The sequence below is a fragment of the Hyphococcus aureus genome, assembly GCF_042643165.1.
In the GTDB taxonomy this organism is placed as follows: domain Bacteria; phylum Pseudomonadota; class Alphaproteobacteria; order Caulobacterales; family Parvularculaceae; genus Hyphococcus; species Hyphococcus aureus.
The window spans coordinates 1763559-1789315 of sequence record NZ_JBHRSH010000001.1 but is presented as its reverse complement, the minus strand read 5'-3'; the positions used below and the strand labels follow the sequence as shown (position 1 = coordinate 1789315).

25 protein-coding genes are annotated in these 25757 nt (G+C 60.4%); 3 read left to right on the top strand and 22 right to left on the bottom strand.

Features of this window, described 5'->3' with window-relative positions; genetic code table 11:
- Positions 1–13: 13 nt before the first annotated feature.
- The 20 genes from ACFOOP_RS08785 to ACFOOP_RS08690 form a co-directional block, all read right to left on the bottom strand.
- On the bottom strand, positions 14–973 hold the full coding sequence (locus tag ACFOOP_RS08785; RefSeq protein ID WP_379881542.1) for an outer membrane protein assembly factor BamD: 960 nt from the start codon (positions 971–973) through the stop codon (positions 14–16).
- 166 nt (positions 974–1139) lie between these two features.
- Positions 1140–2027 (bottom strand): UDP-3-O-acyl-N-acetylglucosamine deacetylase, encoded by an 888-nt coding sequence (gene lpxC / locus ACFOOP_RS08780; RefSeq protein ID WP_379880537.1) that lies wholly within the window; start codon positions 2025–2027, stop codon positions 1140–1142.
- A 242-nt stretch (positions 2028–2269) separates the two neighbouring features.
- Entirely contained in the window at positions 2270–3814 is a 1545-nt protein-coding gene (gene ftsZ, locus ACFOOP_RS08775) for a cell division protein FtsZ (RefSeq protein ID WP_379880536.1), read from the bottom strand.
- Between the two features lie 220 nt (positions 3815–4034).
- On the bottom strand, positions 4035–5333 hold the full coding sequence (gene ftsA / locus ACFOOP_RS08770; RefSeq protein ID WP_379880535.1) for a cell division protein FtsA: 1299 nt from the start codon (positions 5331–5333) through the stop codon (positions 4035–4037).
- Between the two features lie 31 nt (positions 5334–5364).
- Positions 5365–6228: a cell division protein FtsQ/DivIB gene (locus tag ACFOOP_RS08765; RefSeq protein ID WP_379880534.1), complete on the bottom strand. Its 864-nt coding sequence runs from the start codon at positions 6226–6228 to the stop codon at positions 5365–5367.
- A complete protein-coding gene (locus ACFOOP_RS08760; RefSeq protein ID WP_379880533.1) occupies positions 6216–7142 on the bottom strand; it encodes a D-alanine--D-alanine ligase in 927 nt (308 codons plus the stop codon). Before ACFOOP_RS08760 ends, ACFOOP_RS08765 begins: the two co-directional genes overlap by 13 nt.
- Entirely contained in the window at positions 7139–8062 is a 924-nt protein-coding gene (gene murB / locus ACFOOP_RS08755) for a UDP-N-acetylmuramate dehydrogenase (protein WP_379880532.1), read from the bottom strand. Before murB ends, ACFOOP_RS08760 begins: the two co-directional genes overlap by 4 nt.
- On the bottom strand, positions 8062–8493 hold the full coding sequence (locus tag ACFOOP_RS08750) for a hypothetical protein (protein WP_379880531.1): 432 nt from the start codon (positions 8491–8493) through the stop codon (positions 8062–8064). The genes murB and ACFOOP_RS08750 overlap by 1 nt, the downstream gene beginning before the upstream one ends.
- A gap of 3 nt (positions 8494–8496) precedes the next feature.
- Positions 8497–9897 (bottom strand): UDP-N-acetylmuramate--L-alanine ligase, encoded by a 1401-nt coding sequence (gene murC, locus ACFOOP_RS08745; RefSeq protein WP_379881541.1) that lies wholly within the window; start codon positions 9895–9897, stop codon positions 8497–8499.
- 60 nt (positions 9898–9957) lie between these two features.
- On the bottom strand, positions 9958–11058 hold the full coding sequence (locus ACFOOP_RS08740; protein ID WP_379880530.1) for a UDP-N-acetylglucosamine--N-acetylmuramyl-(pentapeptide) pyrophosphoryl-undecaprenol N-acetylglucosamine transferase: 1101 nt from the start codon (positions 11056–11058) through the stop codon (positions 9958–9960).
- Positions 11055–12191, bottom strand: a complete 1137-nt coding sequence (locus ACFOOP_RS08735; protein ID WP_379880529.1) for an FtsW/RodA/SpoVE family cell cycle protein — start codon at positions 12189–12191, stop codon at positions 11055–11057. Before ACFOOP_RS08735 ends, ACFOOP_RS08740 begins: the two co-directional genes overlap by 4 nt.
- The gene (gene murD, locus ACFOOP_RS08730; protein WP_379880527.1) at positions 12188–13600 is read right to left on the bottom strand and encodes a UDP-N-acetylmuramoyl-L-alanine--D-glutamate ligase; all 1413 of its coding nucleotides are present in this window, start codon (positions 13598–13600) and stop codon (positions 12188–12190) included. The genes ACFOOP_RS08735 and murD overlap by 4 nt, the downstream gene beginning before the upstream one ends.
- Before the next feature lie 8 nt (positions 13601–13608).
- The gene (gene mraY, locus ACFOOP_RS08725; protein WP_379880526.1) at positions 13609–14742 is read right to left on the bottom strand and encodes a phospho-N-acetylmuramoyl-pentapeptide-transferase; all 1134 of its coding nucleotides are present in this window, start codon (positions 14740–14742) and stop codon (positions 13609–13611) included.
- A complete protein-coding gene (locus ACFOOP_RS08720) occupies positions 14742–16208 on the bottom strand; it encodes a UDP-N-acetylmuramoylalanyl-D-glutamyl-2,6-diaminopimelate--D-alanyl-D-alanine ligase (protein ID WP_379880525.1) in 1467 nt (488 codons plus the stop codon). The genes mraY and ACFOOP_RS08720 overlap by 1 nt, the downstream gene beginning before the upstream one ends.
- The gene (locus ACFOOP_RS08715; RefSeq protein ID WP_379880524.1) at positions 16208–17644 is read right to left on the bottom strand and encodes a UDP-N-acetylmuramoyl-L-alanyl-D-glutamate--2,6-diaminopimelate ligase; all 1437 of its coding nucleotides are present in this window, start codon (positions 17642–17644) and stop codon (positions 16208–16210) included. Before ACFOOP_RS08715 ends, ACFOOP_RS08720 begins: the two co-directional genes overlap by 1 nt.
- Entirely contained in the window at positions 17641–19431 is a 1791-nt protein-coding gene (locus ACFOOP_RS08710) for a peptidoglycan D,D-transpeptidase FtsI family protein (RefSeq protein WP_379880523.1), read from the bottom strand. The genes ACFOOP_RS08715 and ACFOOP_RS08710 overlap by 4 nt, the downstream gene beginning before the upstream one ends.
- Positions 19432–19476: 45 nt before the next feature.
- On the bottom strand, positions 19477–19851 hold the full coding sequence (gene ftsL / locus ACFOOP_RS08705) for a cell division protein FtsL (RefSeq protein WP_379880522.1): 375 nt from the start codon (positions 19849–19851) through the stop codon (positions 19477–19479).
- A 1-nt stretch (position 19852) separates the two neighbouring features.
- On the bottom strand, positions 19853–20860 hold the full coding sequence (gene rsmH, locus ACFOOP_RS08700) for a 16S rRNA (cytosine(1402)-N(4))-methyltransferase RsmH (RefSeq protein ID WP_379880521.1): 1008 nt from the start codon (positions 20858–20860) through the stop codon (positions 19853–19855).
- Complete coding sequence (locus ACFOOP_RS08695) at positions 20857–21339, bottom strand: division/cell wall cluster transcriptional repressor MraZ (protein ID WP_379880520.1); 483 nt, start codon at positions 21337–21339, stop codon at positions 20857–20859. Before ACFOOP_RS08695 ends, rsmH begins: the two co-directional genes overlap by 4 nt.
- A 250-nt stretch (positions 21340–21589) precedes the next feature.
- Positions 21590–21931: a hypothetical protein gene (locus ACFOOP_RS08690; protein ID WP_379880518.1), complete on the bottom strand. Its 342-nt coding sequence runs from the start codon at positions 21929–21931 to the stop codon at positions 21590–21592.
- Positions 21932–22359: 428 nt separating this feature from the next.
- Here ACFOOP_RS08690 and ctrA point away from each other — a divergent pair, with 428 nt between their 5' ends.
- Entirely contained in the window at positions 22360–23061 is a 702-nt protein-coding gene (gene ctrA / locus ACFOOP_RS08685; protein ID WP_379880517.1) for a response regulator transcription factor CtrA, read from the top strand.
- A 97-nt stretch (positions 23062–23158) separates the two neighbouring features.
- On the opposite strand, the gene ACFOOP_RS08680 is transcribed toward ctrA, so the two are convergent.
- Positions 23159–23761, bottom strand: a complete 603-nt coding sequence (locus ACFOOP_RS08680; RefSeq protein WP_379880516.1) for a hypothetical protein — start codon at positions 23759–23761, stop codon at positions 23159–23161.
- A 126-nt stretch (positions 23762–23887) separates the two neighbouring features.
- Between ACFOOP_RS08680 and ACFOOP_RS08675 the strand changes: the two genes are divergently transcribed.
- Complete coding sequence (locus tag ACFOOP_RS08675) at positions 23888–24397, top strand: pyridoxamine 5'-phosphate oxidase family protein (RefSeq protein ID WP_379880515.1); 510 nt, start codon at positions 23888–23890, stop codon at positions 24395–24397.
- Here ACFOOP_RS08675 and ACFOOP_RS08670 read toward each other — a convergent pair.
- Complete coding sequence (locus ACFOOP_RS08670; RefSeq protein ID WP_379880514.1) at positions 24394–25278, bottom strand: bifunctional transcriptional activator/DNA repair enzyme AdaA; 885 nt, start codon at positions 25276–25278, stop codon at positions 24394–24396. The two genes, ACFOOP_RS08675 and ACFOOP_RS08670, sit on opposite strands and share 4 nt — an antisense overlap.
- Positions 25279–25406: 128 nt before the next feature.
- On the opposite strand from ACFOOP_RS08670, the gene ACFOOP_RS08665 reads away from it, so the two are divergent.
- Positions 25407–25757, top strand: coding sequence for a hypothetical protein (locus tag ACFOOP_RS08665; protein ID WP_379880513.1), 351 nt, complete (start codon positions 25407–25409; stop codon positions 25755–25757).

Below are 25757 nucleotides of genomic sequence, written 5' to 3'. Positions count from 1 at the left end.
GTTTACGCCGGGATTAAAGCTCGTCCCGCGCTTCTTCGAGCGGGTTTTCCGGCAGATTGTCAGACGGCTCAAGCGCTTCCATCTCGGAGGGGCTTGGCGGCTCAATGGCGCGAAGGGAATCAGGGTCGATATTCTCGACTGACTGCGCCTGTTCTTTCAGTTTTTCCGGCTTGCGGCGCGTGGGCTCAGAGCCTTCGGCGACAATGTGGCGCTGCTCAAACAGGCGGTAGCTGTCCTGATACCAGCGGCTGCCGGGATAGTTATATCCAAGAACGGCGGCGGCGGCGCGTGCTTCATCGATGATGCCGAGTTCGAGATAGGCTTCCGTAAGACGAAGCAACGCCTCCGGCACATGGCTGGTGGTCTGATAGTCGGTGATAACCTTCTTGAACCGGTTGATGGCGGCGATATGTTTGTTCTGCTTCAGATAGAAGCGGCCGATATACATCTCTTTGCCGGCGAGGTGATCATTGGTGAGGTCCAGCTTCAGGCGCGCGTCGCGCGCATATTCCGTATCCGGATAACGCCGCACGACATCATTCAGCGCCTCCACCGCATTGTTGGTGAATTCCTGATCGCGGCCCACATCGCGAATGCGTTCATAGTGACACATGGCTTTGAGGTAATAGGCGTAAGCCGCATCCTTGTTGCCGGGATGGAGCGCCAGGAACTGGTCCACGGCGGTGACGGCCTCTTCGTAATCATTGCCTTGATAATAAGCGAAGGCTTTCATTAGCATCGCCCGGCGCGCCCATGCGGAGTAAGGGTGCTGGCGCTCGACCTCTTCGAAATAGGCGATGGCGCGGTCATAGCGCTTGCGCTCAAGATCCTTCACCGCAAGGTCGTACAAAATCTCAACCGGGCGCTCTACATACGCAAAGCGCTGTTTCTTTTTGCCGGAAGAGCCGCAGGCGACAATGGCGAGCGACGCGGCGAGGATGAAGAAGAGTTTGGCCAGGAACGCAAAACGCATTTTCACAGGGGACAGCACCTTCCATCTATAGCCCATTTACGACAGCCCACTTACGTTAGTCAGGAGGCCTCGTTTGAACGCCGACCGCCGGCGAATGGGCAACGGGCTGGAATATCTAGTTGGCCCCGAGGCCTCGTGTCAAACACCGCCCGCGCCAGATGGCGGTTCAGGCCGTGGCGCGCGACGGCTGGCGGGTTTCGGCCTGCGCCTCTTTAAGATAGAGGGCGGCGCGGGTGTTGAGATCATGGCCGGGTTTGACCGCCCGGATCCGCCCGATCACGGGCCCGCCGAGAAGATAGAGATCGCCAATCAGATCGAGCGCCTTGTGCAGCGCAAATTCCGCCGGGTCGCGCAACGGCTCCTCATTGAGGACACGGTCTCCATCGACAACGATGCCGTTCGACAGCGCCCCGCCCCGGATCAGCCCCGCAGAGCGCAGCGCCTCCACTTCATTGAGCCTGCAAAAAGTGCGCGCGCTCGCCAGGCGGGCGATCACCGCCGGATCGTCGAGATCAAGGCGCAAGGACTGGCGGCCGATCAGGCAGTCGCAAAAATCAATCTCGATTTCCACAAGCCGGCCCGCATAAGGCTCCACCGTGATGGAGCGCTCGCCATCGGCGATATGTTCGGCCTCAGTGATCACCACTGGCCGACGGCGCGTCTTGAGGCTGGCGAGCCCAGCCTTGGCGATCCCGGTTACAAAGGCCGCCGCGCTGCCGTCAAGAATTGGGACTTCCGGTCCGTCGATCTCAATGACCAGGTTATCGACGCCGGTAAGCGCCAGCGCCGCCATCAGGTGTTCAACGGTGGCGACGCTCACCCCCGCATTATTGGTCAGGGTTGTGCCGTGATTGGCGCAAGCGACATTTTCCGGAATGGCGGCGATGATATTGTCGGGCGCAGCCAGATCGGTGCGCCGAAACAAAATTCCATCGGGACCCTCGCCGGCAATCGCCGGCGTCAGAACAACCCGGCAGGCTTCGCCGGAATGCAGCCCCACTCCCGCAAATTCCACCACTGTCTTGAGCGTCCGCTGGAAGGCGGGACTACGCATATCTTGCTCACTCGTCAGGCGCGAAACGTTTTTCCCCACACCGCCCTTCGGACCCCCCGCCGGGCGGCGCGCCAAGTTCCATGACCATAGCGATTTCCTGCGAGTGCGAATAGCTGTCATGATGAATGTTTGTTTCCAATTGCTACAGCGAAACCGGCCTTAAACGTCAATTGCGCCCTCAGCATTTAAGCTGGGGCGCAATTTGTTATTTATAACAGCATCTTAGGGGAATACCCTAAGAGTTACCCTGTCTTTTTCTTGCGGAGGAAAGACGGGATTTCGAGGTCGGCGTCCGCCTGATCGTCAAACAGGTCGCCGCGCGGCCCGGTCGCGGGCTTGGTTGCCTCAGGCGCCCGAGGCGGGGCGAGATCGCGCCGGTCTTCGGTTCCGCCAAGGGACTTGAACATATCGACAGCAGCCTCAAGCGAGTGCTTGCCCAGCGCCTGGGCCCCGCGGAACGGGTTAATGCCTTGCTGCTTTGGCTCCGCTGACGGGCGCATGGGGCGCGGCGCTCGGGCCGTCTCGCTATGGGTTTGCGCTTGCGGACGCGCCTCTGCCGGCTGGCCTTCAGTCAGCATCTTGCGAATACGCTCGTGAACATCGCCCACCGGATTGACCGCAGCGGCGGCGCTCGCCACCGGCGCAGTCCTCGCCGCCGGAGCCGAAACCGGACGCGACACCGGAACGGAGGGCGCAGACATGGCCGACGCCTGGGCGCGGACCGGCGCAGCCGCCGGGCGGTCGACCGGGGTCGGCTCGCGCCACGGCTTGGAGACGGCGCCGGTATTGATTTTGATCTGCGGGCGCGAGGCGTCGCGTTCTTCAATATCAATGCCGGTCGCGACGACAGACACGCGGACCTTGCCTTCGAGATCCTGATTAAAGGTCGAGCCGACAATGATGTTGGCGTCAGGGTCGACTTCGGCGCGGATACGGTTCGCCGCTTCATCAACCTCGAACAGGGTCATGTCCATGGACCCAGTGATGTTGATGAGGACGCCCTTGGCGCCTTTCATGGATTGTTCGTCGAGCAGCGGATTTGAAATCGCGGCTTCGGCGGCCTGGATGGCGCGTTTTTCGCCTTCAGCCTCGCCCGTGCCCATCATCGCCTTGCCCATCTCGCTCATCACCGTACGCACGTCAGCAAAGTCGAGATTGATCAGGCCCGGCATCACCATCAGGTCCGTGATGCCTCTGACGCCGGAATGCAGCACCTGGTCCGCCATGGCGAAAGCTTCATGGAAGGTGGTGCGCTCATTGGCGATCGCGAAAAGATTCTGGTTCGGGATAATCAAAAGCGTGTCTACATGCTTTTGCAGCTCTTCGATGCCCGCCGTTGCAAGACGCATGCGCCGCGCGCCTTCGAAATGGAATGGCTTCGTCACCACGCCGACCGTCAGGATGTCGCGTTCCTTCGCAGCCTTGGCGATCACCGGCGCAGCGCCTGTTCCCGTACCGCCGCCCATGCCTGCGGTCACGAACAGCATGTGGGCGTTGCCGACATGCTCAAGGATTTCATCGAGAGACTCTTCAGCGGCCGCACGCCCGATATCCGGAATGGACCCAGCCCCCAGACCTTGCGTCGTTTTCACGCCGAGCTGGATCTTGTTCGGCGCCTTAGCCAGGCCCACCGCCTGTGCGTCAGTGTTGGCGACCACGAACTCCACGCCCTCAAGCTGGCTTTCGATCATGTTGTTGACGGCGTTTCCGCCTGCCCCGCCAACGCCGATAACCGTGATGCGGGGTTTCAATTCTGTCAGTTCCGGCACGCTGAGATTTAGTGGCATGGAGTTCTCCGATGATGCGCAAATTGTCGGGCTTGGTGGGGCGCCCTCTCCCCCCTTGGTTAATCCGTCGTTAAAGAATCGTTCAGAACCCTTTCCAAATGGTTAACAGGCTCTTAACGACTCCCCTCCGGCTCTCTTTTTTTAAGAGAAACGTCGCCGGTGGTGTGATGCTTGGGCGCGCTGTTCGGAATGGGATACGCAACGCACCGAAAACGCGTTTTTAGAACTTCGCGCGCAGCCAGGAATCCATCCCGCCAAACACGACTGCTCCAAAATTGCTTCGCTGACCTGCTTGGGGTGATTGGCGCAAAAGGCCAATACCTGTTTCGCGGTCTGCGCCTAAATTTGCGTAATACTGTACAAGGCCTGCGCACACCGCAAAGCCCGGCGCTGACGCCGCTTCCGGCGACCCGGCGAGCGTCGCCGGACGGCCAAGACGGGTCTTCATCATCAGCGTGCGCTCGGCGACTTCACGGGCGCCCACAAGCAGCGAACCGCCGCCGGTCAAAACAATGCGGCGCAATCCCGAGCGGCGCATGCCGTCATCAGGGAGCTGTTCGGCGACAAGTTCGAAAATTTCTTCAAGGCGCGGCAGGATCACTTCGCAAAGATCGGCGCGCGAGGCGCGCGCGGTTTCGCCGGGAACGCCAAGCTGCGGGAAGTCAACGAAGCGATGTTCATCGCCAGGACCCATCAGCGCTGAGCCGTAAAGCGTCTTCACTCGTTCCGCATGAGAGAGCGAAGCGCCGAAAATCTGCGCAATATCGCGCGTAATATGCCCGCCGCCCACCGGCGCGCCGCCGCATTCCACAAGCACGCCATTGTCATAGACGGCGAAATCGGTCGATGCGGCGCCGATATTGATCATGACGACGCCGAGTTCTTTTTCGTCTTCCAGCAGCACCGCCTCCGCCGCGGCGTAAGGCGCGGCGGCGAATTCCTCGACCTTCAGATCACAACGCTCAATCAGGTCCGCAAGATTGTCGAGATAGCTTTTGCGTGCGCCCACGGCGAACATCTGCGTCGACAGGATGCTGCCCGAAAGCCCGATGGGATCGCCGAGCCCGTCTTCGCCGTCGAGCTTGAAACCCGCTGCGATCGCGTGGAGCGGCGCGCAATCGGGCGGCGTCGCGATTTTCATGCCTTCGGCGAGACTGTCGCTCACATCTTCATGCGCCACCACGCCGCCGGCGATCTCGAGATCAACGCCAATGCGCCGCGCGCGCAGATGTTTGCCCGGCACGGCGACGGTCAGACGGCCCACATGTTCGCCAGCCATGCGTTCAGCCGCCTCGACTGCGCCGCGTATGCCAGTCTCTACAGCTTCAACGGCTGCGGCCCCGCGTGTGTGGCCAGGGGCGCCGTAGCAGCCGACGCCGACAATCTCGGCATGGGGGCCATGCCCCTCTTCCTCATCGATGCGGGCGATGAAACAGGAAACTTTTGACGCGCCGATATCAAGCGCAGCGGCGAGCGTTTCGTCCTTGCGGCGTTTTCTGGTTTTCGGTTTTGTCGCCACTGCTGACCTCATAGGCGGCGCTGCGCCGTTGTTAGTTCACTTGCCCGAGCGGCATATCCAGCTCGACAGCGCCTCTTTTTCTGTACACGAAATTGTCCGGGTTCCGCAGATCGACATATTCGAGCGGCTCGTCAAGCAAGCCGGTTTTTGTTTCTATACGCGATAGATAGTCCATAGCCTCAGACAGATCCTTCTCGGGAAACCGAACCTCCACCCCGTCCTTGGTCTTCAGATTCCAGCGCCGGTCGCTGACGCGGATCAGCGCAGAAACACGGCTTTGAATATCCGGCGCGCCATGCAACGCCAGAAGCATCTCTGACGCCGCGTCCGGGGCGCCTGCGCCGACGATCAGCGGCAGGTCTGAATATTCATAAGCGCTGACTTCACGAATGACGGCGCCCTGATCGTCGATAAGATGAAGATTGCCTGACAATTGCCAGACCGCCGCCGGTTCGCGCTCGCGGACGGAAACATGCACTGTATTGGGCAACAACCGAGAGACCGCCGCGCTGCGCACCCAGCCCAGCTCTTCGACGCGCGCACGGGCGCGGTCCGCATCGAAGTGAAGAATAGAGGAGCCAACAACCGGCCCCACCGCCGTGAGAAGGTCGTCTTCCTCCGTCTTGGAGAATCCGCGCGCGGTGATGCGTGTAATTTCGAACCCGGCGTTCACGGCGCCCGCGCCGGCGACCCGGTTCAGCTTTTCGCCAAGCAAACCGATATAACCGCCCGCCCAGAGAAAGCCGAGCGCAACCACGGCCACCAACAGCGACCCCGCCACCGCCGCACGAGACATATTGGTCCAGACGGCGCTCAAGCGGTCAAAAAAACCGCTCGGCTTTTTTCGCGACTTGCGGCGCGATTTTGCGGGTGCTTTTTTCTTTACCTTTGGCATGAGGCATCCTCCACCATCCAGGCGCAAAGCGCCGGAAATGAAACGCCGAGATGAGCCGCCTGCTCTGGCGCGAGCGACGTGGCGGTGAGCCCCGGCTGCGTGTTCACTTCAAGGCAATAAAGCTGTTCGCCGCTCGTTTCATAGTCATAACGGAAATCGGCGCGCGACACCCCGCGGCAGCCAAGCGCGTTATGCGCGCGCAAGGCGAGATCGAGGCAACGTTCCGTGATGTCCTGGGGCACATCGGCCGGCAGCACATGTTTCGATCCGCCAGCGGCGTATTTCGCTTCATAATCGTAAAATGCGAGCGCCGTCGTAATTTCTGTAACGCAAAGCGCGCGGTCGCCCATGACGGCGACGGTGAGCTCACGGCCAGGAATGAACTTTTCGACCAGCACTTCCTCGCCCAGCGCCCACTCTTTCGAGGTCAGCTCGGCGGGCGGGCGGTTGTCGCCCTTGCGCACAATATAAACACCGACGGAGGAGCCCTGCGCATTTGGCTTCACCACATATGGCGGCTCCATGACGTGACCGCCAGCGGCTTCGGCGCGCGTGACAATCTTTCCGAAAGGCGACGGAATATTGGCGTCCTCGAACACGGCTTTGGCGCGCTGCTTGTCCATGGCCAGCGACGACGCCAGCACCCCGGAATGGGTGTAGGGAATACCCATAATTTCAAGCAGGCCCTGCACACAGCCATCCTCGCCCCATTGCCCGTGGAGCGCGTTGAAAACCGCGTCGGGTTTTGCTTCCGCAAGGCGTTGGCCAAGGTCGCGGTTCACGTCGATTTCAAACACGTCGTAACCGGCCTCGACAAGCGCCTTCGCCGCCGCTGCGCCGGAATTCAAGGAGACTTCGCGCTCTGGCGACCAGCCGCCTTTCAGAACTGCGATGCGGTTATAGCGTTTACTCACTGGGCCGGCTCTCCTATGCGCTTGATCTCCCAGTGCAACTCAACGCCGGTCTTGGTTAACACATCTTTACGAAGTGACTCGATTAGCGCCTCGAGGTCCGCCGCCGTCGCGTTTCCGCGGTTGATCATGAAATTGCAGTGGTGGGTCGACACCTGCGCATCGCCGATGACACGGCCCCGGCCGCCCACTTCGTCGATCAATTGCCAGGATTTCTTACCCCCGGAGATTTCCGGGTCGGGATTGGCGAAGGTCGACCCGCCCGTGCGCTCGCGGATCGGCTGGGTTTGCTCGCGCTGCTCGCTGATCTGATCCATGCGCTTCATGATCGCGGCGGGCTCGTCCGGGCGGCCCTCGAAAGTTGCGCTCGTAAAGATGAAATCCTCCGGCGCGGAACAATGGCGATAGGAAAAACCGAGATCGGCGTTGGAGAGGACGTGACGCGCGCCTTTCCGGTCATACGCTATCGCCTCAACCAGAATATCCTTCACCTCGCCGCCATAAGCGCCCGCGTTCATTCGGATCGCGCCGCCGATAGTCCCCGGCACGCCGCGAAAAAATTCAAGACCCGCCACGCCCGCCTGCGCCGCCGCCTTGGCGACCTGCGCGTCAATGCACCCGGCGCCGGCGGTGACGCGCATCCCGTCCACCGTCACTTGACGAAACGGCGAACCGAAACGGATGACGACGCCCCTGACGCCGCCGTCGCGCACAAGCAAGTTCGACCCGACGCCCATGACATGCACCGGAATTTCCTCCGGCGTTTCTTTTAAAAAGTGTGCAATGTCGTCTTCATCGGCGGGCGAGAACAACACATCCGCCGGCCCGCCGACGCGGAACCATGTGAGCGCGGAAAGGTCTGCGTTCTCGGTGTATTTCCCGCGAACGGCAGGGAGGTCGGATGTTTTGATACGCGAAAACATCAATTCTTCTTGGCGACTTTCCGATAGTCATCCCATGACCATTCAGATCGTGCACAAGCGTTCCTTGTACCACTACAATCGGTTGTGCCAATTCTTCCTTGGTCATCAATACCGGCAAAAACTTCGTACTCGTCTCCCACCCCAAAGCTTAAGCCGCAGTTCGCACCACTATCTTCTGGGTAATAGACATCTGCCATAGCGCCGATATCACCTTTAAGAACTTCAAGTACCTGAAACTTTCCTACTCGATCTAATATCGAGTACTCTTCAGACTCGAAAGATTTTGCGCCTATAAACACACCACGGAAAACTACATCCGTTTGCTCGAAATGTTTTTTGACCGTCATATTGTCTGGCCAGATGCAGGAGCAGGCCTGCGCAGGAACGATTGCGGCACAGAGGAAAAGAACAATAGAAATAAAAATGCGCATGACCTATTTCCTCTTCGCCAGTTCACCCGCCAGCGCATTCGCATATTTCGTGATGTCCCCGGCGCCGAGGCAGATGACATAGTCGCCCTCTTCCGCGACATCAGCGATAACGCCGGGCAATTCGTCGAAGGACTTCAACGCCCGCGCGCCCTGATGACCGTGGCTTTCGAGACCGGCGACGAGACTGTCGCGGCTGAAGCCTTCAATGGGCGCCTCGCCCGCTGCATAAACATCAGTGACAAGCGCCACATCCGCTTCATTCATACAGGCGCAGAACTCATCAAAAAGATCGCGCAGGCGCGTATAGCGGTGCGGCTGCACCACAGCGATCACCTTACCCTTGGCGATGGAGCGCGCGGCCCGCAGCACAGCCGCGATTTCCGCCGGGTGGTGGCCATAATCATCAATGATGGTGACGCCTTTCCACTCGCCCGCCGGAGAGAAGCGCCGCTTCACGCCCGCAAATTTTGAAAGGCCCGACTTGATCTGCGCATCTGTCGCGCCGAGACGTTTGGCGACGATGGCGGCGGGCAGTGAATTCAGCACGTTATGAGTACCCGGCATGGGGAGGCGCACGCCCTCAATCCGGTCTACCTCCTGTCCGCGTTCGCGGAAGATGATGTCGTAATGGCTGGCGCCGTCTTCATGGCGGATATTGACCGCGCGCACATCCGCCTGCGGATTGACGCCATAGGTGATGAGACGCCGGTCGGTGACGCGGCCTACAAGCGCCTGCACCTCTGGATGATCGAGGCAGACGACGCCGAAGCCGTAAAACGGCGTGTTCTCAATGAAGCGGTCAAAGGCGGCGCGGAGCTTTTCAAACCCGCCCCAGTGATCGAGATGTTCGGGATCGATATTGGTGACGATGGCGACCGTCGTCGGCAGGCGGATAAACGTGCCGTCGCTTTCATCGGCCTCGACCACCATCCAGTCGCCTTCGCCGATGCGCGCATTGGCGCCATAGGCATTGATGACGCCGCCATTGATGACGGTCGGGTCGAGGTTCGCTTCATCGAGCAGCGCCGCAACCATGGTCGTCGTCGTCGTTTTGCCGTGCGTGCCGGCGACAGAGACGGTCCATTTGAGGCGCATCAATTCGGCGAGCATGTCAGCGCGCTTCACCACCGGAATATGCCGCGCCCGCGCGGCGGCGGCCTCCGGATTGTCGCGCTTGATCGCGGTCGAGATGATCACCGCATCGGCGCCGTCCACATTCTCTGCGCTATGACCGATGGTGACGGGAATGCCCTTGTCGCGCAGACGCTGCACATTGGCGCTATCGGCGACGTCAGAGCCGCGCACATCATAGCCGAGCGTGCGCATCACATCGGCGATGCCGCTCATGCCGATGCCGCCGATCCCGACGAAATGCACGACGCCCGCGCCAAAGGGCAGGCGCACCTTGATCGCCGGCGGATCCACTTTTGAATATTGATCTTTACCCGTCATAATACTCTTTACTCAGGCCGCCGCTTTTTGGGCGGCGATGTTCTCAACCAGATCGGCGAGCCGCGAGGCGGCGCCGGATTTCACCGCGCCTTTGGCGTTCGCGGCCATCGCTTTCAGCCGCTCCGGATTGGACAATAACGCTTCCAGCGGCGCGGCGAGCTCATATTGATTAAACTCTTTTTCCGGCAAAATCACGGCGGCGTTTTTATCCTTTAGCGCCCGCGCGTTGCCGGTCTGGTGATCATCCATGGCGATGGCGAGCGGCACAAGAATCGACGGCCGCCCAATCGCCGCTAACTCCGTCACCGTCGATGCGCCCGCGCGGGAAATAACGAGATGCGCGGCGGCCATGCGTTGGGGCAAATCAGTGAAAAAAGGCGCGACTTCGGCGCGGACGCCCGCGCCCGCATAGCCTGCTTTCACCGCTTCCATATCGCCTTCACGCGCCTGATGGGTGACGACGAGACGCTTGCGTAGATCTGGCGCCAGGCCGGCAATCGCTTTCACCGGCGCATCGGAGAAAATACTTGCGCCCTGACTGCCGCCAAAAACCAGAAGGTGAATGTCGCCATCTAGTGACGGGTAAGGCGCGTTCGAAACCAGATTCACCGCGTCGCGAACGGGATTGCCAACTTCAATCGTTTCGACGCCAGCCGGCAATTTTTCCAACACCGGAAAGGCATGCGCCGTGAAGGCTGCGCCCTTCACCAGCATGCGGTTGGCGCGGCCCAGAACGCCGTTCTGTTCATGGACGCCATAAGGGATGTTCATCAACGCCGCCGCTTTCATGGCAGGCAGCGACGGATAGCCGCCAAAACCGACAGCCGCGGCGGGCTTGCGCTTTCTAAATTCGCGCAAGGATGTGAAAAGCCCGGACGCAATAGACACCGCCGCAGCCGCCTTCGCCACTGGCCCGCCAATGGAAGGGGTCGCGGCGGAAATCTCGAACCGTTCATCCGCCGGAAAATTTTGCGCATAGCGCGCGCCCCGCGCATCGGTGACGAGCAACACGCGATGGCCGCGCCGCTTTAGCTCCTGCGCCAGCGCTTCGGCGGGAAACAGATGCCCGCCCGTGCCGCCGGCTGCGAGCGCGATGGGCCCCGCAACACTCACGGCATGATGTCCTTGCGGCGGAAAACACCCTGATGGGTGCGCGTCAACGCAAAGATGAGCCCGACCGTCAGCCCCGTCGCGAGGAGTGACGAACCGCCATAGGAGATGAAGGGCAAGGTCATGCCCTTGGCCGGAAGCGCGCGCAAAGATACGCCAATATTGATGATCGCCTGAAAGCCGATGATCGCCGCGAGGCCCGTGGCCGCGCATTGGGCGAAAATGCTTTTCAGGCCTGCCGCCACGGCCATGATGCGCGCGGTGAAAATCGCAAACAAAATGATGATAAGAAGCGCCAGCAGGAACCCGAACTCCTCCCCCGCCACGGCGAAGATGAAATCCGTATGCGCGTCAGGGAGCATCGTTTTCACCGGCGGCGCATCGCCCCGCCCGATCAGCCCGCCATTGGCGATGGTCTCAATCGCGCGATCGACCTGATAGGTTTCGGTGGTTTCGGGTTTGAAAAATCCGTCAACGCGCGCGGCGACGTGATCAGATAAATAATAACCGGCGGTGAGCGCGCCCATGCCGACCACGCCGAGCAAACCGATCCACAGCCAGCTCCACCCGGCGACAAAAAACATCACCGCCCAGACCGCCGTGATCAGCGCCCACTGACCGAAGTCAGGCTGCAACAACAACAAGAGCGCAAAAAATCCGTAAAGCCCGATGGCGATGGCGCCGCCGGGAAATTTCGGATCGCGCGCGCCCTCGGCCAGCATCCAGGCGGCGGCGACGACAAAACCGGGCTTGGCGAATTCCGAAGGCTGCAACGACATGCCGGCGAAATAAAGCCAGCGCTTCGCGCCGTTCACCTCTGCGCCGAAAAGCAAGAGATAGATCATCAGCGCGATAGCCCCGAGAAAGACAAAAACGCCGAGCCGGCGCGCCTGCAATGGCGTCAGGAATGCAATCGCCGTCACAATGAGCAGGGTCGGGCCCATGAAAATGAGCTGGCGCACGGGAAACTGGAACTGATCCACATTCGGCATGCGAGCGGCCGCGGACGGGCCCGCCGCCATCAACACGACGCCGCCAATAAGAATGATCAGCGACAAAACGCCGAGCGCCGGGCGGTCTATGGACCACCACAGGCGGGCGAAAGGGGATGTATCAAGCCGCGACAAACGCCTCACGCCGCTTCTCCATTGGTTGCGGAAAGCTCCGATACGAGATCGCGGAACGCGCGCCCGCGCTCCTCGAAATTCTTGAACTGGTCATAAGAGGCGCAGGCCGGCGACAGGAGCACGACCGGATTTTTTGCGTCTGATTTCGCCGCATCCTTCGCCGCCGCCGCAACGGCTTTATCAAGATCGCCGCAGTGAACGCATTTGACGGCGTCTTTTAGCACGGCTTCAAAGTTCGCCGCGGCTTCGCCAATCAGATAGACCGTCTGCACGCGGTCCATGAGCGGCAAGAGGCTTTCAATTCCACCCTCTTTCGGCTTGCCGCCGGCGATCCAGAAAATATCCGTAAACGCGGCCAGCGCCCGCGCCGCTGCGTCGGCGTTTGTGGCTTTTGAATCGTTGATGAACAGCACCTTGCCGTTGCGGCCGACCTCTTCAATGCGGTGCGGCAAGCCTTCGTAACGAAGCGCTGACTTCACCGCCAAAGCAGGATCGACACCGAACTTTTCACACACGGCGACCGCGGCGGCGGCGTTTTGTTGATTGTGCACACCGCGCAAGGACCGCGCCTTGGAAAGGTCGCCGGCGAGCGACGTCTTGCCGTCAAGGTTGTAGTAGATCTTGTCTTCCAGCGCATAGACGCCGCGCCCGAGGGCGCTTCCCGCCGACACAGGCCTTACCGCAGCGGGACCGCGCGCCATCATTTCGGTGCAGACGCTCTGGGCGTAATCGTCATCCACGCCGATGATGGCAAGATCGTCCGCTGTCTGATTGAGAAAAATCCGTTTCTTCGCGTCGAGATAGCCGTCGATCGAGCCATGCCGCTCAATGTGATCAGGCGAGAGATTTAAAAATACAGCCGCATCGAGACGAAGCGAATAGGTCAGGTCGAGCTGAAACGACGAGAGCTCGAGCACATAGATCGCATCATTTTCAAACGCCGGCAGAGACAGCACCGCCTCGCCGATATTGCCGCCCACATAGGCGTCTTCACCCGCTTGCTTTAAAACATGGCCGATCAGCGCGGTTGTCGTGGATTTTCCATTAGAGCCGGTGACGCCAATGACGCGCGGGCGCGCCCGCGGCTCCAGCGCATTAAGCGCGCGCGCGAACAATTCCGTATCGCCAATGACAGCAACTTTTTCCAGCTTGGCCTTTCTGACAATCGCATGAGGCTTTGGATGGGTAAGCGGCACGCCGGGCGACACAATGACCGCTTCAAGTTCTTTCCACGGCCAGTTTTTCGGATGCTCGCAGCGATATTCAGTGTCCGCGACTTTGTCGCGCGCCTGACGATTCTCGTCGAAAGAAAAAACCTGGGCGCCCGATTTGGCGAGCGCTTCACAGGTCGCAACGCCCGAGACGCCGAGGCCGAAAACACCAAATTTCTTCCGCTTTACATCAGGGATCAGGATCATCGTTTTCCCTAACGCAGTTTCAGCGTGGCGAGGCCGATCATCGCGAGCACGAAAGCGATGATCCAGAAGCGGATGACAATGGTCGACTCTTTCCAGCCGAGTTGTTCGAAATGATGGTGGATCGGCGCCATTCTGAAGACACGCTTGCCCGTCAGTTTGAAGGACGCGATCTGGATCATCACCGACAACCCCTCCAGCACAAAAAGTCCGCCCACAATAGCGAGCACGATCTCATGCTTGGCTGCAACAGCGATAGTTCCGATGGCGCCGCCAAGCGCCAGCGAACCCGTGTCGCCCATAAAAATCGCCGCAGGCGGCGCATTATACCAGAGAAAGCCGAGCCCCGCGCCAATGATGGCGCCGCAAATGACGGTCAGTTCGCCAACGCCCGGCACGAACGGAACGCTGAGATAGTTGGCGTAAATGGCGTTGCCGACCAGATAGGCGATCAACGCATAGGCCCCCGCCGCAATCATCACCGGCACCGTCGCGAGACCATCCAGCCCATCGGTCAAATTCACCGTGTTCGATGCGCCGACAATGACGAAAGCGGCGAAAGGCACAATGAAAATGCCCAGGGGCACGCCCGGCGCGTTGAACCATGCCTCGAAAATTGACAAGGGCACAAAAGGAACGCCCACAGAGGTCGCGAGCCCTGTTGGCGCGTCAGGCGCCTGAGATAGTGCGTCCATGCACATCCATGCGGCGAGCAAGGCCACCGCAAACTGGACAATCAGTTTCAGACTGCCGACGACGCCGTCTGATGTCTGCTTCGTCACCTTCATGTAATCGTCGATGAAGCCGAGGGCGCCGAACGCAAGCGTCACGCCCATCACGATCCAGACATAGATATTGTCGAGACGCGCCCAGAGAAACGTTGCAACGGTGAGCGACAACAGGATCAGAACCCCGCCCATGGTGGGAGTGCCAGCCTTTTCGATAATATGCGTCTGCGGGCCGTCGGTGCGGATCGGCTGACCGCGCCCCTGCTTGCGGCGCATCCAGCGGATCAATGACGGCCCAGTCAGGAATGAAATGATCAACGCCGTCATCACCGCGCCGCCTGTGCGGAATGTCAGGTAATTGAACAGGTTGAAAAGTTGGAACTGATCCGCAAGCGGCGTCAGCAGGTGATATAACATTAAGCTCGGCCTTCTTTTTGTTCTTCCTTGACGCCGCTTTCTTTGAGTGCGCGCGCCACGGCGCTCACTTTCGAGGCGTTTGATCCCTTGACCATGATGATATCTCCTGGCGCGACCGCGTCGAGCACCGGCCCCACGAGACCGACCGCATCGCCGGCGTGAAGGCCGCGCATTTCAGGCGGTAGCGCATCCCAGAGATGACGCATCAATTGGCCCGCTGCGTAGACCCGGTCAACCTTCGCCGCAACCAGCGCGGTTACAAGTTTTTCATGCAGTTTTGGGCCTTCCGGCCCGAGTTCCAGCATTTCGCCGAGAATGGCGATCCGCCGTCCGCCAGCGGGTGGTTCTGAAGCGCCCAGCAGGCCGATGGCCGCCTCCATGGAGGCCGGATTGGCGTTATAGCTCTCGTCGATCAGGGTCGCCGCGCCGCCCTCGACAGCGATTTGCGTGCGGGCGCCGCGCCCCTCAGCCGGCGTAATCGCGCTGAGCGCGCGGATCGCTCCCTCAAGCGGGCAACCGACCGCATCGGCGGCGGCGAGCGCGGCCAGCATATTGGTCGCCTGGTGGCGGCCGGGAATTCCGGCGGAAAACTCTATGGTCTCGCCCTTGATTTTCGCCTTCAACTGCGCGCCGGCGCCGTCCGCCTTGTAGTCAAGCAACTGGAAGTCGGCCCCGGCTTTTTCGCCAAAGGAAATAAAACTGGCGGCGCCCGCCTCCTCCGCCCGTTTTTTCAGGAGCGGGAAGAATTCATTATCAAAAGGCAGCACGGCGACGCCGCCCGGCGCCAGCCCGGAAAAAATTTCCGCTTTCGCTTCGGCGATCTCTTCGACGGATTTGAAAAATTCCAGATGCGCCGCCGCCACGGTCGTGACGATAGCCGCATGCGGGCGAACCAGCGCCGTTAGAGGCGTGATCTCGCCCGGATGGTTCATACCGATTTCGAAGACGCCATAATCAGCGCGCATGGGCAACCGCGCCAGAGTCAGCGGCACGCCCCAGTGATTGTTGAAACTCTTGTCCGCCGCATGCACGTCTCCATCGCTGCCGAGAACCGCGCGCAGGATTTCCTTGGTGGAGGTTTTACCGGCGCTTCCCGTCACCGCCACGCGCTTGCCGAAATTGCGGGTCCGCGCCGCGCGCGCAAGATCGCGCAACCCTTCAAGCGTGTCGCCGACCACGAGCAAGGGCGCGCCTTCGGGCGCGTCCTCCGGCGCGCGCGCCACGAGCGCCGCGGAAGCGCCCGCCGCGAAGGCGTTTTTCAGGAACTCATGGCCGTCGCGCGCATCGCGAAGCGCCACGAAAATATCGCCCGGTTTCAGCGTGCGCGTGTCAATGGAAACCCCGCCAGCCGACCATTCCTCCGCCGTCCAGCGTTTCGGATCGCCGCCGCGCGCACATAAAGCGCCGCCCGTCGCCGCCGCCGCTTCATAGGCGTCCCACAGAGTGTTCAACATCTCTTTCACCATCACCCGAGCTCCTTCATCCGATCCGCAACGGCATCGCGCGCAACGCTCGCGTCGTCGAACGGAAAGACCTGATCCCCCACCTGCTGCCCCGCCTCGTGCCCCTTCCCCAAAATCAGAAGCACGTCGCCTTCGTCAAGCATTGCAACCCCCGCTGCAATGGCTTCGCCCCGGTCGCCGATCTCTTTGGCGTCCGGGCACCCTTTCAGAATTTCGGCCCGGATTGACGCCGGGTCTTCCGTGCGCGGATTGTCGTCCGTCACCATCACAATATCGGCGTTCGCCTTCGCCGCCGCCCCCATCAGCGGACGCTTGGTGCGGTCGCGGTCGCCGCCCGCGCCGAGAATAGCGATGACGCGGCCCGGCGCATGCGGGCGAATGGCTTTCAACGCTGTCCCTACTGCGTCGGGCGTATGGGCGTAATCCACATAGACGCCGCCGCCAGCGATTTCCGCAACAAACTCCATGCGTCCCGGCGCGCCCTCAATATTGGCGAGTTGCATCATGACGTCAGCGCCCTTCGCTCCCGCGGCGATCACGATCCCCGCCGCGAGCAGCGCATTTTCCGCCTGAAACGCGCCGATGAGCGGCGGATCAGCGCGGTAAACATAGCCGCCGCATTCGAGTTCAAGCGCCAGCCCGCTCATATGCGGTTCGCAACTCAATAATTTGACGTCACGGCCGTTCCAGCCGGTCTGCACAGTCGGTAGGCCGCGCAAACGCGCGAGCTCAACCACCGCCTCCGCGCCTTCGCCGTCCATGTTGATCGCCGCCGTGCCATTGCTTGCAAGCAGGTCCGTAAACAACCGGCCTTTGGCGTTAAAATAATCTTCGAAGGTCGGGTGATAGTCGAGATGATCCTGAGTGATGTTGGTGAACGCGGCGACACGAAAATGAACGCCGTCGGCGCGATGTTGCGCAAGGCCATGGCTAGAAACCTCCATCGCCAGATGCGTCACGCCCGCACGGGTCATGGCGTCCATGGTTTCATGCAGCGTCACCGGATCAGGCGTCGTATGCGCAAGCGCGCGTTCATAAACGCGGGACTGTGCGCCGAGCGTTCCTATGCTGCCTGCTTCACATCCCAGCAGTGTCCAGAGCTGCGCTGCAAAACGCGCCGTCGAGGTCTTGCCATTGGTGCCGGTAATCCCGGCAACGACTTCCGGCTGACGGGGATAAAACCGCGCGGCCAGCTGCGCCAGACGTCGACGCGGTTCGGCGTCCACGATCACCGGCAATTTGGACGTAACGCCGGGAAGCGCCAAAATGGCGGCGGCGCCGTTCTCCTCAGCCTGCGGAATATAGCTTGCGCCATCAGCCTGCACGCCCGGCAACGCCGCAAACAGAAAGCCGCGCGAGACGGCGCGGCTGTCGGCGGTCAGCCCGTCAATCTGCGGATCGGGCTCAATCGTCTCATAGGCAAGCTCGGAAAGCCTCATGGCGCCCCTCCGCCGCCATTCGCCCCACCGGCGCCGCTTGCTTGCGTTGCGAGTTTTGCTTCCTGGCGAAGCGCGGGCGGCTGCCCCGTGACGAAAGAGGCGAGCGCCGTCGATTCATTGATGGTTGAAAGGCCAAGCAACGGGGCCGCTCGTTCAACAAAACGCGAAAAGGCTGGCGCTGCATTCCAGCCGGCGGTTGCAAAGCCATACGTGCCTTCGGCCGGCTGCGGATTGTCATAGGTGATGAGGATTGCATAACGCGGCGCATAACCCGGCACGGCGCCGACAAAACTCGCGATGCGCGCATTGGTCTGATAGCCGCCGGTGAGCGAGCGCTTGTCCGCCGTCGCCGTCTTGCCGATCGGGAAGAACCCGTCGGCTTCGGCGTAGCTCGCCGTGCCGTCGGTCACAACGCGGCGTAGAATACGGCGCATTGCGATGCTCGTATTTTCAGAAAAAACGCGCTCGCCTTCCGGCTGTTTTGTCGGCGCAAGAAAATGCGGCGTGTGATAGACGCCGCCATTTACAACCGCCGAAAACGCCGCAAGCAAATGCAGCGGCGTCACAGCGATGCCGTGACCATAGGAAATTGTCGCCGTCTCAACAGGGCCCCATTGCCAGGGAAGCTCTGGTTCGCGATTTTCTGAAATCTCCAGCGGCAGCGCAGAAAACAATCCCAACGCCTCCAGATAGCGCTGCTGTTTTTCAGCGCCGAGATCAAGCGCCATGCGCGCGGCGCCGATATTCGACGAATGCTGTATGACCTCGGACAAGGTCAGGATGCGGTTCTCGCCATGAAAATCTGAAATCCGCCGGTCAGCGACCTGAAAACTTCCGCGCGCGTCATAAGTTGTCGACTCCCGCCCGAGCCCTTCCTCGATTACCGCCGCCGCCGTAAAACTCTTGAAGGCGGAGCCGAGCTCATAGCGGTCATAGGTGGCGCGATTGCGGCGGGAATCAGCCCCGACGGCGCCCGGCGCGTTGGGATCAAAATCGGGAAGACTGGCGAGCGCAATCACCTCCCCCGTCTCCACATCCATGACAGCGCCCCAAGCGGCTTCGGGCGAGAATTTCTCCATATCCGCCGCGAGCTCTTCTTCGAGAATTTGCTGTACGCGAATATCGATGCTGGCGCGCATCGGCCCTTTACCGCGATAGCGGTTCGCGGTTTTCTCCAGCCCCATGACGCCGCCTTTGCCGGGCTCGTCATGGCCAATCACATGAGCGGCGAGTTCACCTTGCGGGAAAAAGCGCTTAACCCGCGCGGCGAAACGCACGCCAGGCAGGCCAAGATCGAAAACCGCTTTACGTTCCGCCGGGGTCAGATCCGCCCGCACTTCAACATAACGGCCCTCTGCCAGCTTTTCTTCAAGACCGACAACGTCAATATCAGAGAGCACGCCGGCGAGCTTCACCGCGGCCTCTTTCGCATCCCAGACTTCATTTCCCGCGACTTCAAGCGCGATAACCGGCACATCAACGGCAAGCAAGGCGCCGTTGCGATCGACGATCTCCGCGCGTGGCGCATCGGCCTGCGGCGCGGCGGCGTAATGCCCATCCGGCGCCAGACCGCCAAATGAGATAAACGCAAGCCGCACCCCAAGCGCGGCGAAGACAAAGACAAAAACGGAAGCGCACATCATGATGCGCATGCGTGCCCGCTCAGCGATCCGCCCGCGCGCGCCCATGGCGCGCACTTTCAGCGCACTCGCATCGGGGTCAGCGCCTTCGGCTTCAGCGATCACATAGGCCTTGGGTTTCGCTCGTTTTGTCTTCCTCAGAAACACCGTCGGGGGGCTTTCTATTTCTGGCCCTTTTGAGGCGTGAAAATCTTACTGCGCATCCGCTACTTGCGCCATGGCGAGCGCATGAAGAATGACATCGCCATCAGGCGCGGGCGCATCTTCTTCGGCCGCGTAATCGCTATCGCCGAGGAGCGTCGCAAATTCGCGCGCATTGACAAGCTGCGCGCTTTCGGACGGACGAAGGTCCGTTTTTGTCCCGGCGACCTTCGCTAACCGGTCAGGGTTTTCAAGATAGGCGATTTCCGCCCGCAGCATTTGGATCGAGCGCAGCTCCTCGACCTGGCTGGTTTCGATTTCCTGAATATCCTCGCGCAGCTCGCGCACGGAAACTTCGGCGCGATACCGCCCAAAGGCCGCCGCCGCCAACAGTACGCACAAGAATATGGTGGTTATACGGATCATGTTATTTTCCTCCGTGCATAAAAGACAATCTGATTTCCTTGGGCGCGCCGAGAGCGTCGCCATCCGGCGCAGGGGGCGCCTCGGTTCTGACGCCGGCGCGCAGTTTCGCCGACCGCGCGCGCGGATTTTCCGCGGTTTCCTGTTCCGCCGGCTCCACCGCCCGCGGATAAAGAAGCTCAAAAGACGCTGGCGGCAAATCTTCCGGCGGCAGGTGACGCGACCCGGCGCGCTTGCCCTCTGTTCGTCCGGCTAGAAACCGTTTGACAATGCGATCCTCGAGCGAATGGAACGCGACAACCACCAGTCGTCCCGCGGGACGCAACAGCCGCTCCGCCGCGCGCAGCCCGGCGATCAACTGCCCAAGCTCGTCATTGACGAAAATTCGCAAGGCCTGAAAGCTGCGCGTCGCAGGATGAATCTTATGGCGTGCCGCGCCGGGGGTCGCCTTTTCGATGATGGACGCAAGCGCCGCTGTTGTGGTGATCGGCGCATTATCGCGCTCACGAATGATTGCGCGCGCAATGGCGTTGGCCCGGTTCTCCTCGCCATAGCGACGAAAGATCGTGGCAAGGTCGTGTGCGTCGGCGCGGGCGATGACATCCGCGGCGTCGGGCTTGCCGCCATCCATCCGCATGGATAAAGGCCCTTCAAAGCGGAAGGAAAATCCACGCTCCGCTTCGTCAAGCTGCATCGACGAAACGCCGAGATCAAAGACGACCCCGTCCACCATTTCAACGCCTTCTTCAGCGAGGGCCTCTCGCATTTCTGCAAAGGGCCGGTTGATGAGGAACAGGCGCCCGGCGAATTCTTTCGCCCATTCTTTCGCGCGTTCAATCGCCGTCGGGTCGCGGTCAAAACCGTAAACTATGCAATCGGCGGCGTTCAAAATCGCGCGGGAATATCCGCCGGCGCCGAATGTCGCGTCCACATAGACGCCGCCCTTTTTCGGCGCCAGGGCGGCGATGACTTCCTTCAGCATGACAGGCTTATGCGGAACAGCGGCGATCATTCTGCGCCCCCATTCGCTTTCGGATTTCGCAAGGAACGCTTCGCCTCATTGGCGATCTTCTTCGCTTCATCGAGCGGCGCCGCGAAAAGATCCGGATTCCAGATTTGAAAGGAGCGGATATGACCGGCGAACAGCGCCTTTCCGTTTAACTGCGCATGTGTGCGCAACTCCTCCGGCAGGTTGATGCGGCCTTCAGGATCGGTGTTGACCGGCGTCATCTGTGTCGCGATGGCGCGCTCCAGCGCGATGCGCTTTTCAGAATAGGGATCGAGATCCTCGATCATCTCAAGCAGGTAATCGATATATTCCGGACCGCCGCATTCAAGGCACGGCTCCTCCGTGGACGGAAGGCAATAGATCACGTTCTCGGTCGCGAGATCGAGCACACGCCGGAAAGCCGCCGGCGTCGCCAGGCGTCCCTTCGCATCGATTTTGTTGACATAGGACCCAAAAAACCGGGCCCCGGCCCCGCGCCGCATGCCGCTCCCTCCGTCTCGGTGCGTGCGAATTACCGCCGCGCACACACCGTCTCGCCCCCGAAATTTGGGCTTATATGGGATAGCATGGGAATTTATGGGCGGTCAAAGAATCATTCGACCGGGATCGCGATTTTCTCGTGATGGTTCCGGAACAGAAACAGAACACCCGCAAAGGACGCGTCCTAAGAATCGGTAAACAGCGGTTAACAAAAGATGAATTTTCCACGCGCCATGTGGAAAAGTTTCGCCGTCAGGCCAGCAGGCCTGTCATTGGCGTCCAGGGCGCGGTCGCGACGTGGTCGCTCCCGACCAGTTTTTCGAGTTGTTGCGCGCTGTCGGAAGCCGCCCTCAGCTTTCGCCGCGCCGCCTCCTCCGCCTGCTCATAGGTCGCAAGCATCGCGGCGATTTTCAGACGGCGGGCTGCGCGACGGTCATCGGCGCAGGCGTCCTTCTCAAGCTGCGCCAGACAAAGCTCGGCCGCCTGACGCGCGTCACTAATCTCTACAAGATCTTCACGCAAAGCCGCATGCTCTTCACGCGCAATGCGCAACAGCCTCATGAGCGCGCCGTGTTCTCTTGCCTTGCCGATCATGCCCCGCCTCTTCGGTCAGATTGAGTGATGTTTCGCCTTGCTTGTTCAAACCCACCGCCAAAAAAGTTGAGTCCAACCTTCAAACTCACCATTGCGGCAAACCCGGCCAAGCTATTTCGAATGCGATATGACGCCTGCGACGAAAGCTCTGGAGCTCTTAACGCAGTGTGCTTAAAGACCGGTGAATTGGTGAACCGCTTTAACGTCAAAAAAGTCCAACATGCTTAATGACAGCGCCCGCAAATCAAGCAAACACTGGGGCTCGCCAGTAATATGTGTTTTCGCCGCCTTAAAAAGCGCCTGATAAAGCAGCGAATTTGACTCACGCTGTTAACCATTATGAAAGCTATGGTCGTTAACTTCCAGACGACAACACGAAAAGAGCGCAATGTGTTCGAGGGGAACGTAGCGCCAACAGGAGACGGACTATGCGGGTTCTGCTGATCGAAGACGACGGCGCCACGGCACAAAGCATTGAACTGATGCTGAAGTCAGACGGCTTCAATTGCTACACCACCGATCTTGGCGAAGAAGGCGTCGATCTCGGCAAGGTGTATGATTACGATATTATTCTTCTCGACCTGAACTTGCCGGACATGACCGGCTTTGACGTGCTGAAATCTTTGCGCGTCGCCAAGGTCAACACACCGATCCTTATTCTGACGGGTCAGGGCGATATCGAAACCAAAGTGCGCGGCCTCGGCTTCGGCGCCGACGACTACATGACCAAGCCTTTCCACAAGGACGAGCTTGTCGCGCGCATCCATGCGATTGTGCGCCGTTCAAAAGGTCATTCGCAGTCGGTCATCACCACAGGCCGCCTGGTCGTCAATCTCGACGCGAAAACGGTTGAGGTTGCGGGCCAGCGCGTCCACCTCACCGGCAAAGAATATCAAATGCTGGAGCTTCTTTCGCTCCGCAAGGGCACGACACTCACCAAAGAGATGTTCCTCAACCACCTTTATGGCGGCATGGACGAGCCCGAACTCAAGATTATCGATGTCTTTATCTGTAAGCTGCGTAAAAAACTCGCTGCTGCGACACAAGGCGAGCATTATATCGAAACGGTCTGGGGGCGCGGCTATGTTCTTCGCGACCCGCAGGAGGAAAAAGCCCAATCCGTCGCGTAGTCTCCCGCTATCGCGCGACGTATATTCTACACTTGCACCAACAAAAAACGCCCCGGAGACATCCGGGGCGTTTTTTGTTGCGATGACTATGGCCGCCTTACGCCGCACACTCCACGCAGCGCACAGGCTTCCCCGGCGTTTTGCCCGCAACCGGATAAGCGCAGGACGGGCATGGCTGGGCCAGGTCGATATCAGCCCGCGCAAATCCATATTTATCCGTCAGGATCTGCGCGGTCGCAGCGACAATCGCTTGCGCCTCCGCCGGCGTTAGACGGTCGTTTTCATGCAGCCAGTCTGCACGTTCGGCATAACGCGGAAAAACCGGCGACTCGCCCCAGCGCCAGTTCGGGTCCGCCGACTCCATGCTGCGCCCGAGAAGATGCAGGTGCATGCTGCGGTGGTCGGGTGCGCGTTTTCCGCCTTCCGGCGGCGCCAGCGGATTGAGCGCCCAGTTGCCCGCCTCCCAGTAATTGATGCAGCCGCCATCGAGTTGAGGCAATGTCCGGAGCATTGCAGCGCCCGCAGCGGCCACAAGACAGGACCAGTTGCGCAATTCATCCAGCGTCAATTCGCTCCGCTCCCACACCTTGCGCGGCGGGTTGACGATCAGATTGCCGCCATCCGCGCGGGAGACGAGCGCGCCGTCTCGGGTTGGGAGACACAAGGCGCCCCCGGCGCAGGTGAATAATTCCATTGGCATTGAGGCTCTCCAAAAAGCACGCGCCGGATTGTAACAGGCGCGCCGCGCCCGGCCCATCATCCGTGGAACAAATCGACCGCCGCGCGCGTTACCGGATCATAATCCTTCTCATCCGGGAGCGCCGCCATGTCCGACCTCAAGAAAGCCCGCGAAAATCCCAAATCCCTTTTTTGGGATGAGGTCGATGACGTCAACTCCGGCATGCTCGGCGTTGAAGGCAGCGGACAACATTTGCAGCCCATGTCGCCCTATTGCGACCCCGACCGCAATTCCATCTGGTTCTTCACGGAAAAAGATTCCGACCTGCTCGGCGCCATTGAAGCCTCAGGCGGAAAGGCGATGTTTACTGTCGTCTCCAAAAGCCGCCACTTTCATAGCTGCGCCCGGGGAACGCTCGTTGAAAATCTCGACCGCGCCAAGGTTGAGGAATATTGGAACCCGATCGCCGCCGCCTGGTATGCCGAAGGTAAGGACGATCCCAATCTCACCTTGCTGCAGCTGAAACTTGAGGATGCTTCCATCTGGGCGTCTTCCGGCAATCCGCTGGCGTTCGCCTGGCGCATCTTCAAAGGCAATCTGTCGGACGACCCACCCGAAGACATGGGCGAGCGCAATCATTTCAGATTCGCCGATTAGGCGGCCCTGACCGCCTCCTCCATCGCAAGGACGGCCTTCTTGCGCGCGACGCCCCAGCGGTAATTGTGGATGACGCCTGAAGACAAGATCACCCGGTGGCAGGGGATCAGCACTGAAATCAGATTGGCGCCGACCGCAGCGCCCACGGCGCGGTTCGCCTTCGGTTTGCCAATGTCAGATGCAATGTCGCCATAGGTGCAGCGCGCGCCATAGGGAATTTTCAACAGCGCTTCCCAGACCTTCAACTGAAAATTTGTGCCGCGCACATGAAGGCGCAAGGGTTCTTCCATCTTACGATTGAGCGCAAAGGCAAACGCCTGCGCCGCAAATGGCGCCACATAGTCCTTGTCCTGAACGAATTGCGCCGCCTCCCAGTCATGGGTCATTTCTGCAAGATGAAGATCGTCTCCGCCCTCATCGGCGAAACTGAGCCAGCAGACGCCCTTGTCCGTAACGCCAATCAGCACCCGGCCAAGAGGGCCGTTAAGAAACGCGTAACGAATGACGAGCCCTGCGCCGCGACGGCGATACTCCCCCGGGGTCATCGCCTCCGAGGCGAGAAACAGATCGTGCAGCCGCGAAGAGCCGGACAGTCCTGCGGAAAAGGAAGCGGATAACACATCCTCGCCCTCGGCCATGGCGCGCTTGGCCTCCTGCGCCGCGAGATATTGCAGGAAGCGCTTGGGCGACACGCCCGCGCCGGCTTTGAACATGCGCTGAAAATGCGCCGGAGAGAGCCCCACATGCGCCGCCGTCTCCTCAAGGCCCGGATGGGTTTCCGCGTTGGCGGTGAGAAAATCAATGGCCCGGGCCACCGGCTCGAAAGCCTCGAGACGGACGGCGGGGTGGCTGGACGGGTGGATGGAGGTCATAGCGTTCATGCGCCCATTTATGCGGGGAAAATCACCCAGCGACACCCGAAACTTGCGGGTTCGGGCCGCTTCTTTTACGCGCCATTAACCCTAATGGCGCCTAAATATCCTCGCAACAATCCGGAGGAGATCCTCAAATGGAAGATCTCAGTTACATTATCGGTATCGGTTTTTCCGGCGCAGACTTACCTCGCGCCGTGATCCTCGCTTTCCTGTTCGCCATGTTCGCCCAGGGCAATGGCAATATCTGGAAAGCCGGCCTTCTGGCGCTTCTCATCGACCGCACGGTGTGGCCAATCGCAGCCATGGGCGCCTCGGGCGCGGAACTGCAATCGGTTTATTCGGCGATCGCCGGCATGGCGAAAACATTCAAGGCTGACATCGGCATCTACATCGTCCGCTATATCGGCCTGGTGCTGATGATCGGCGGGTTCCGCTGGATGCGCGCTGGCATCCATGGCATGTCGCCGAAAAAAGCCGCCGCCTAA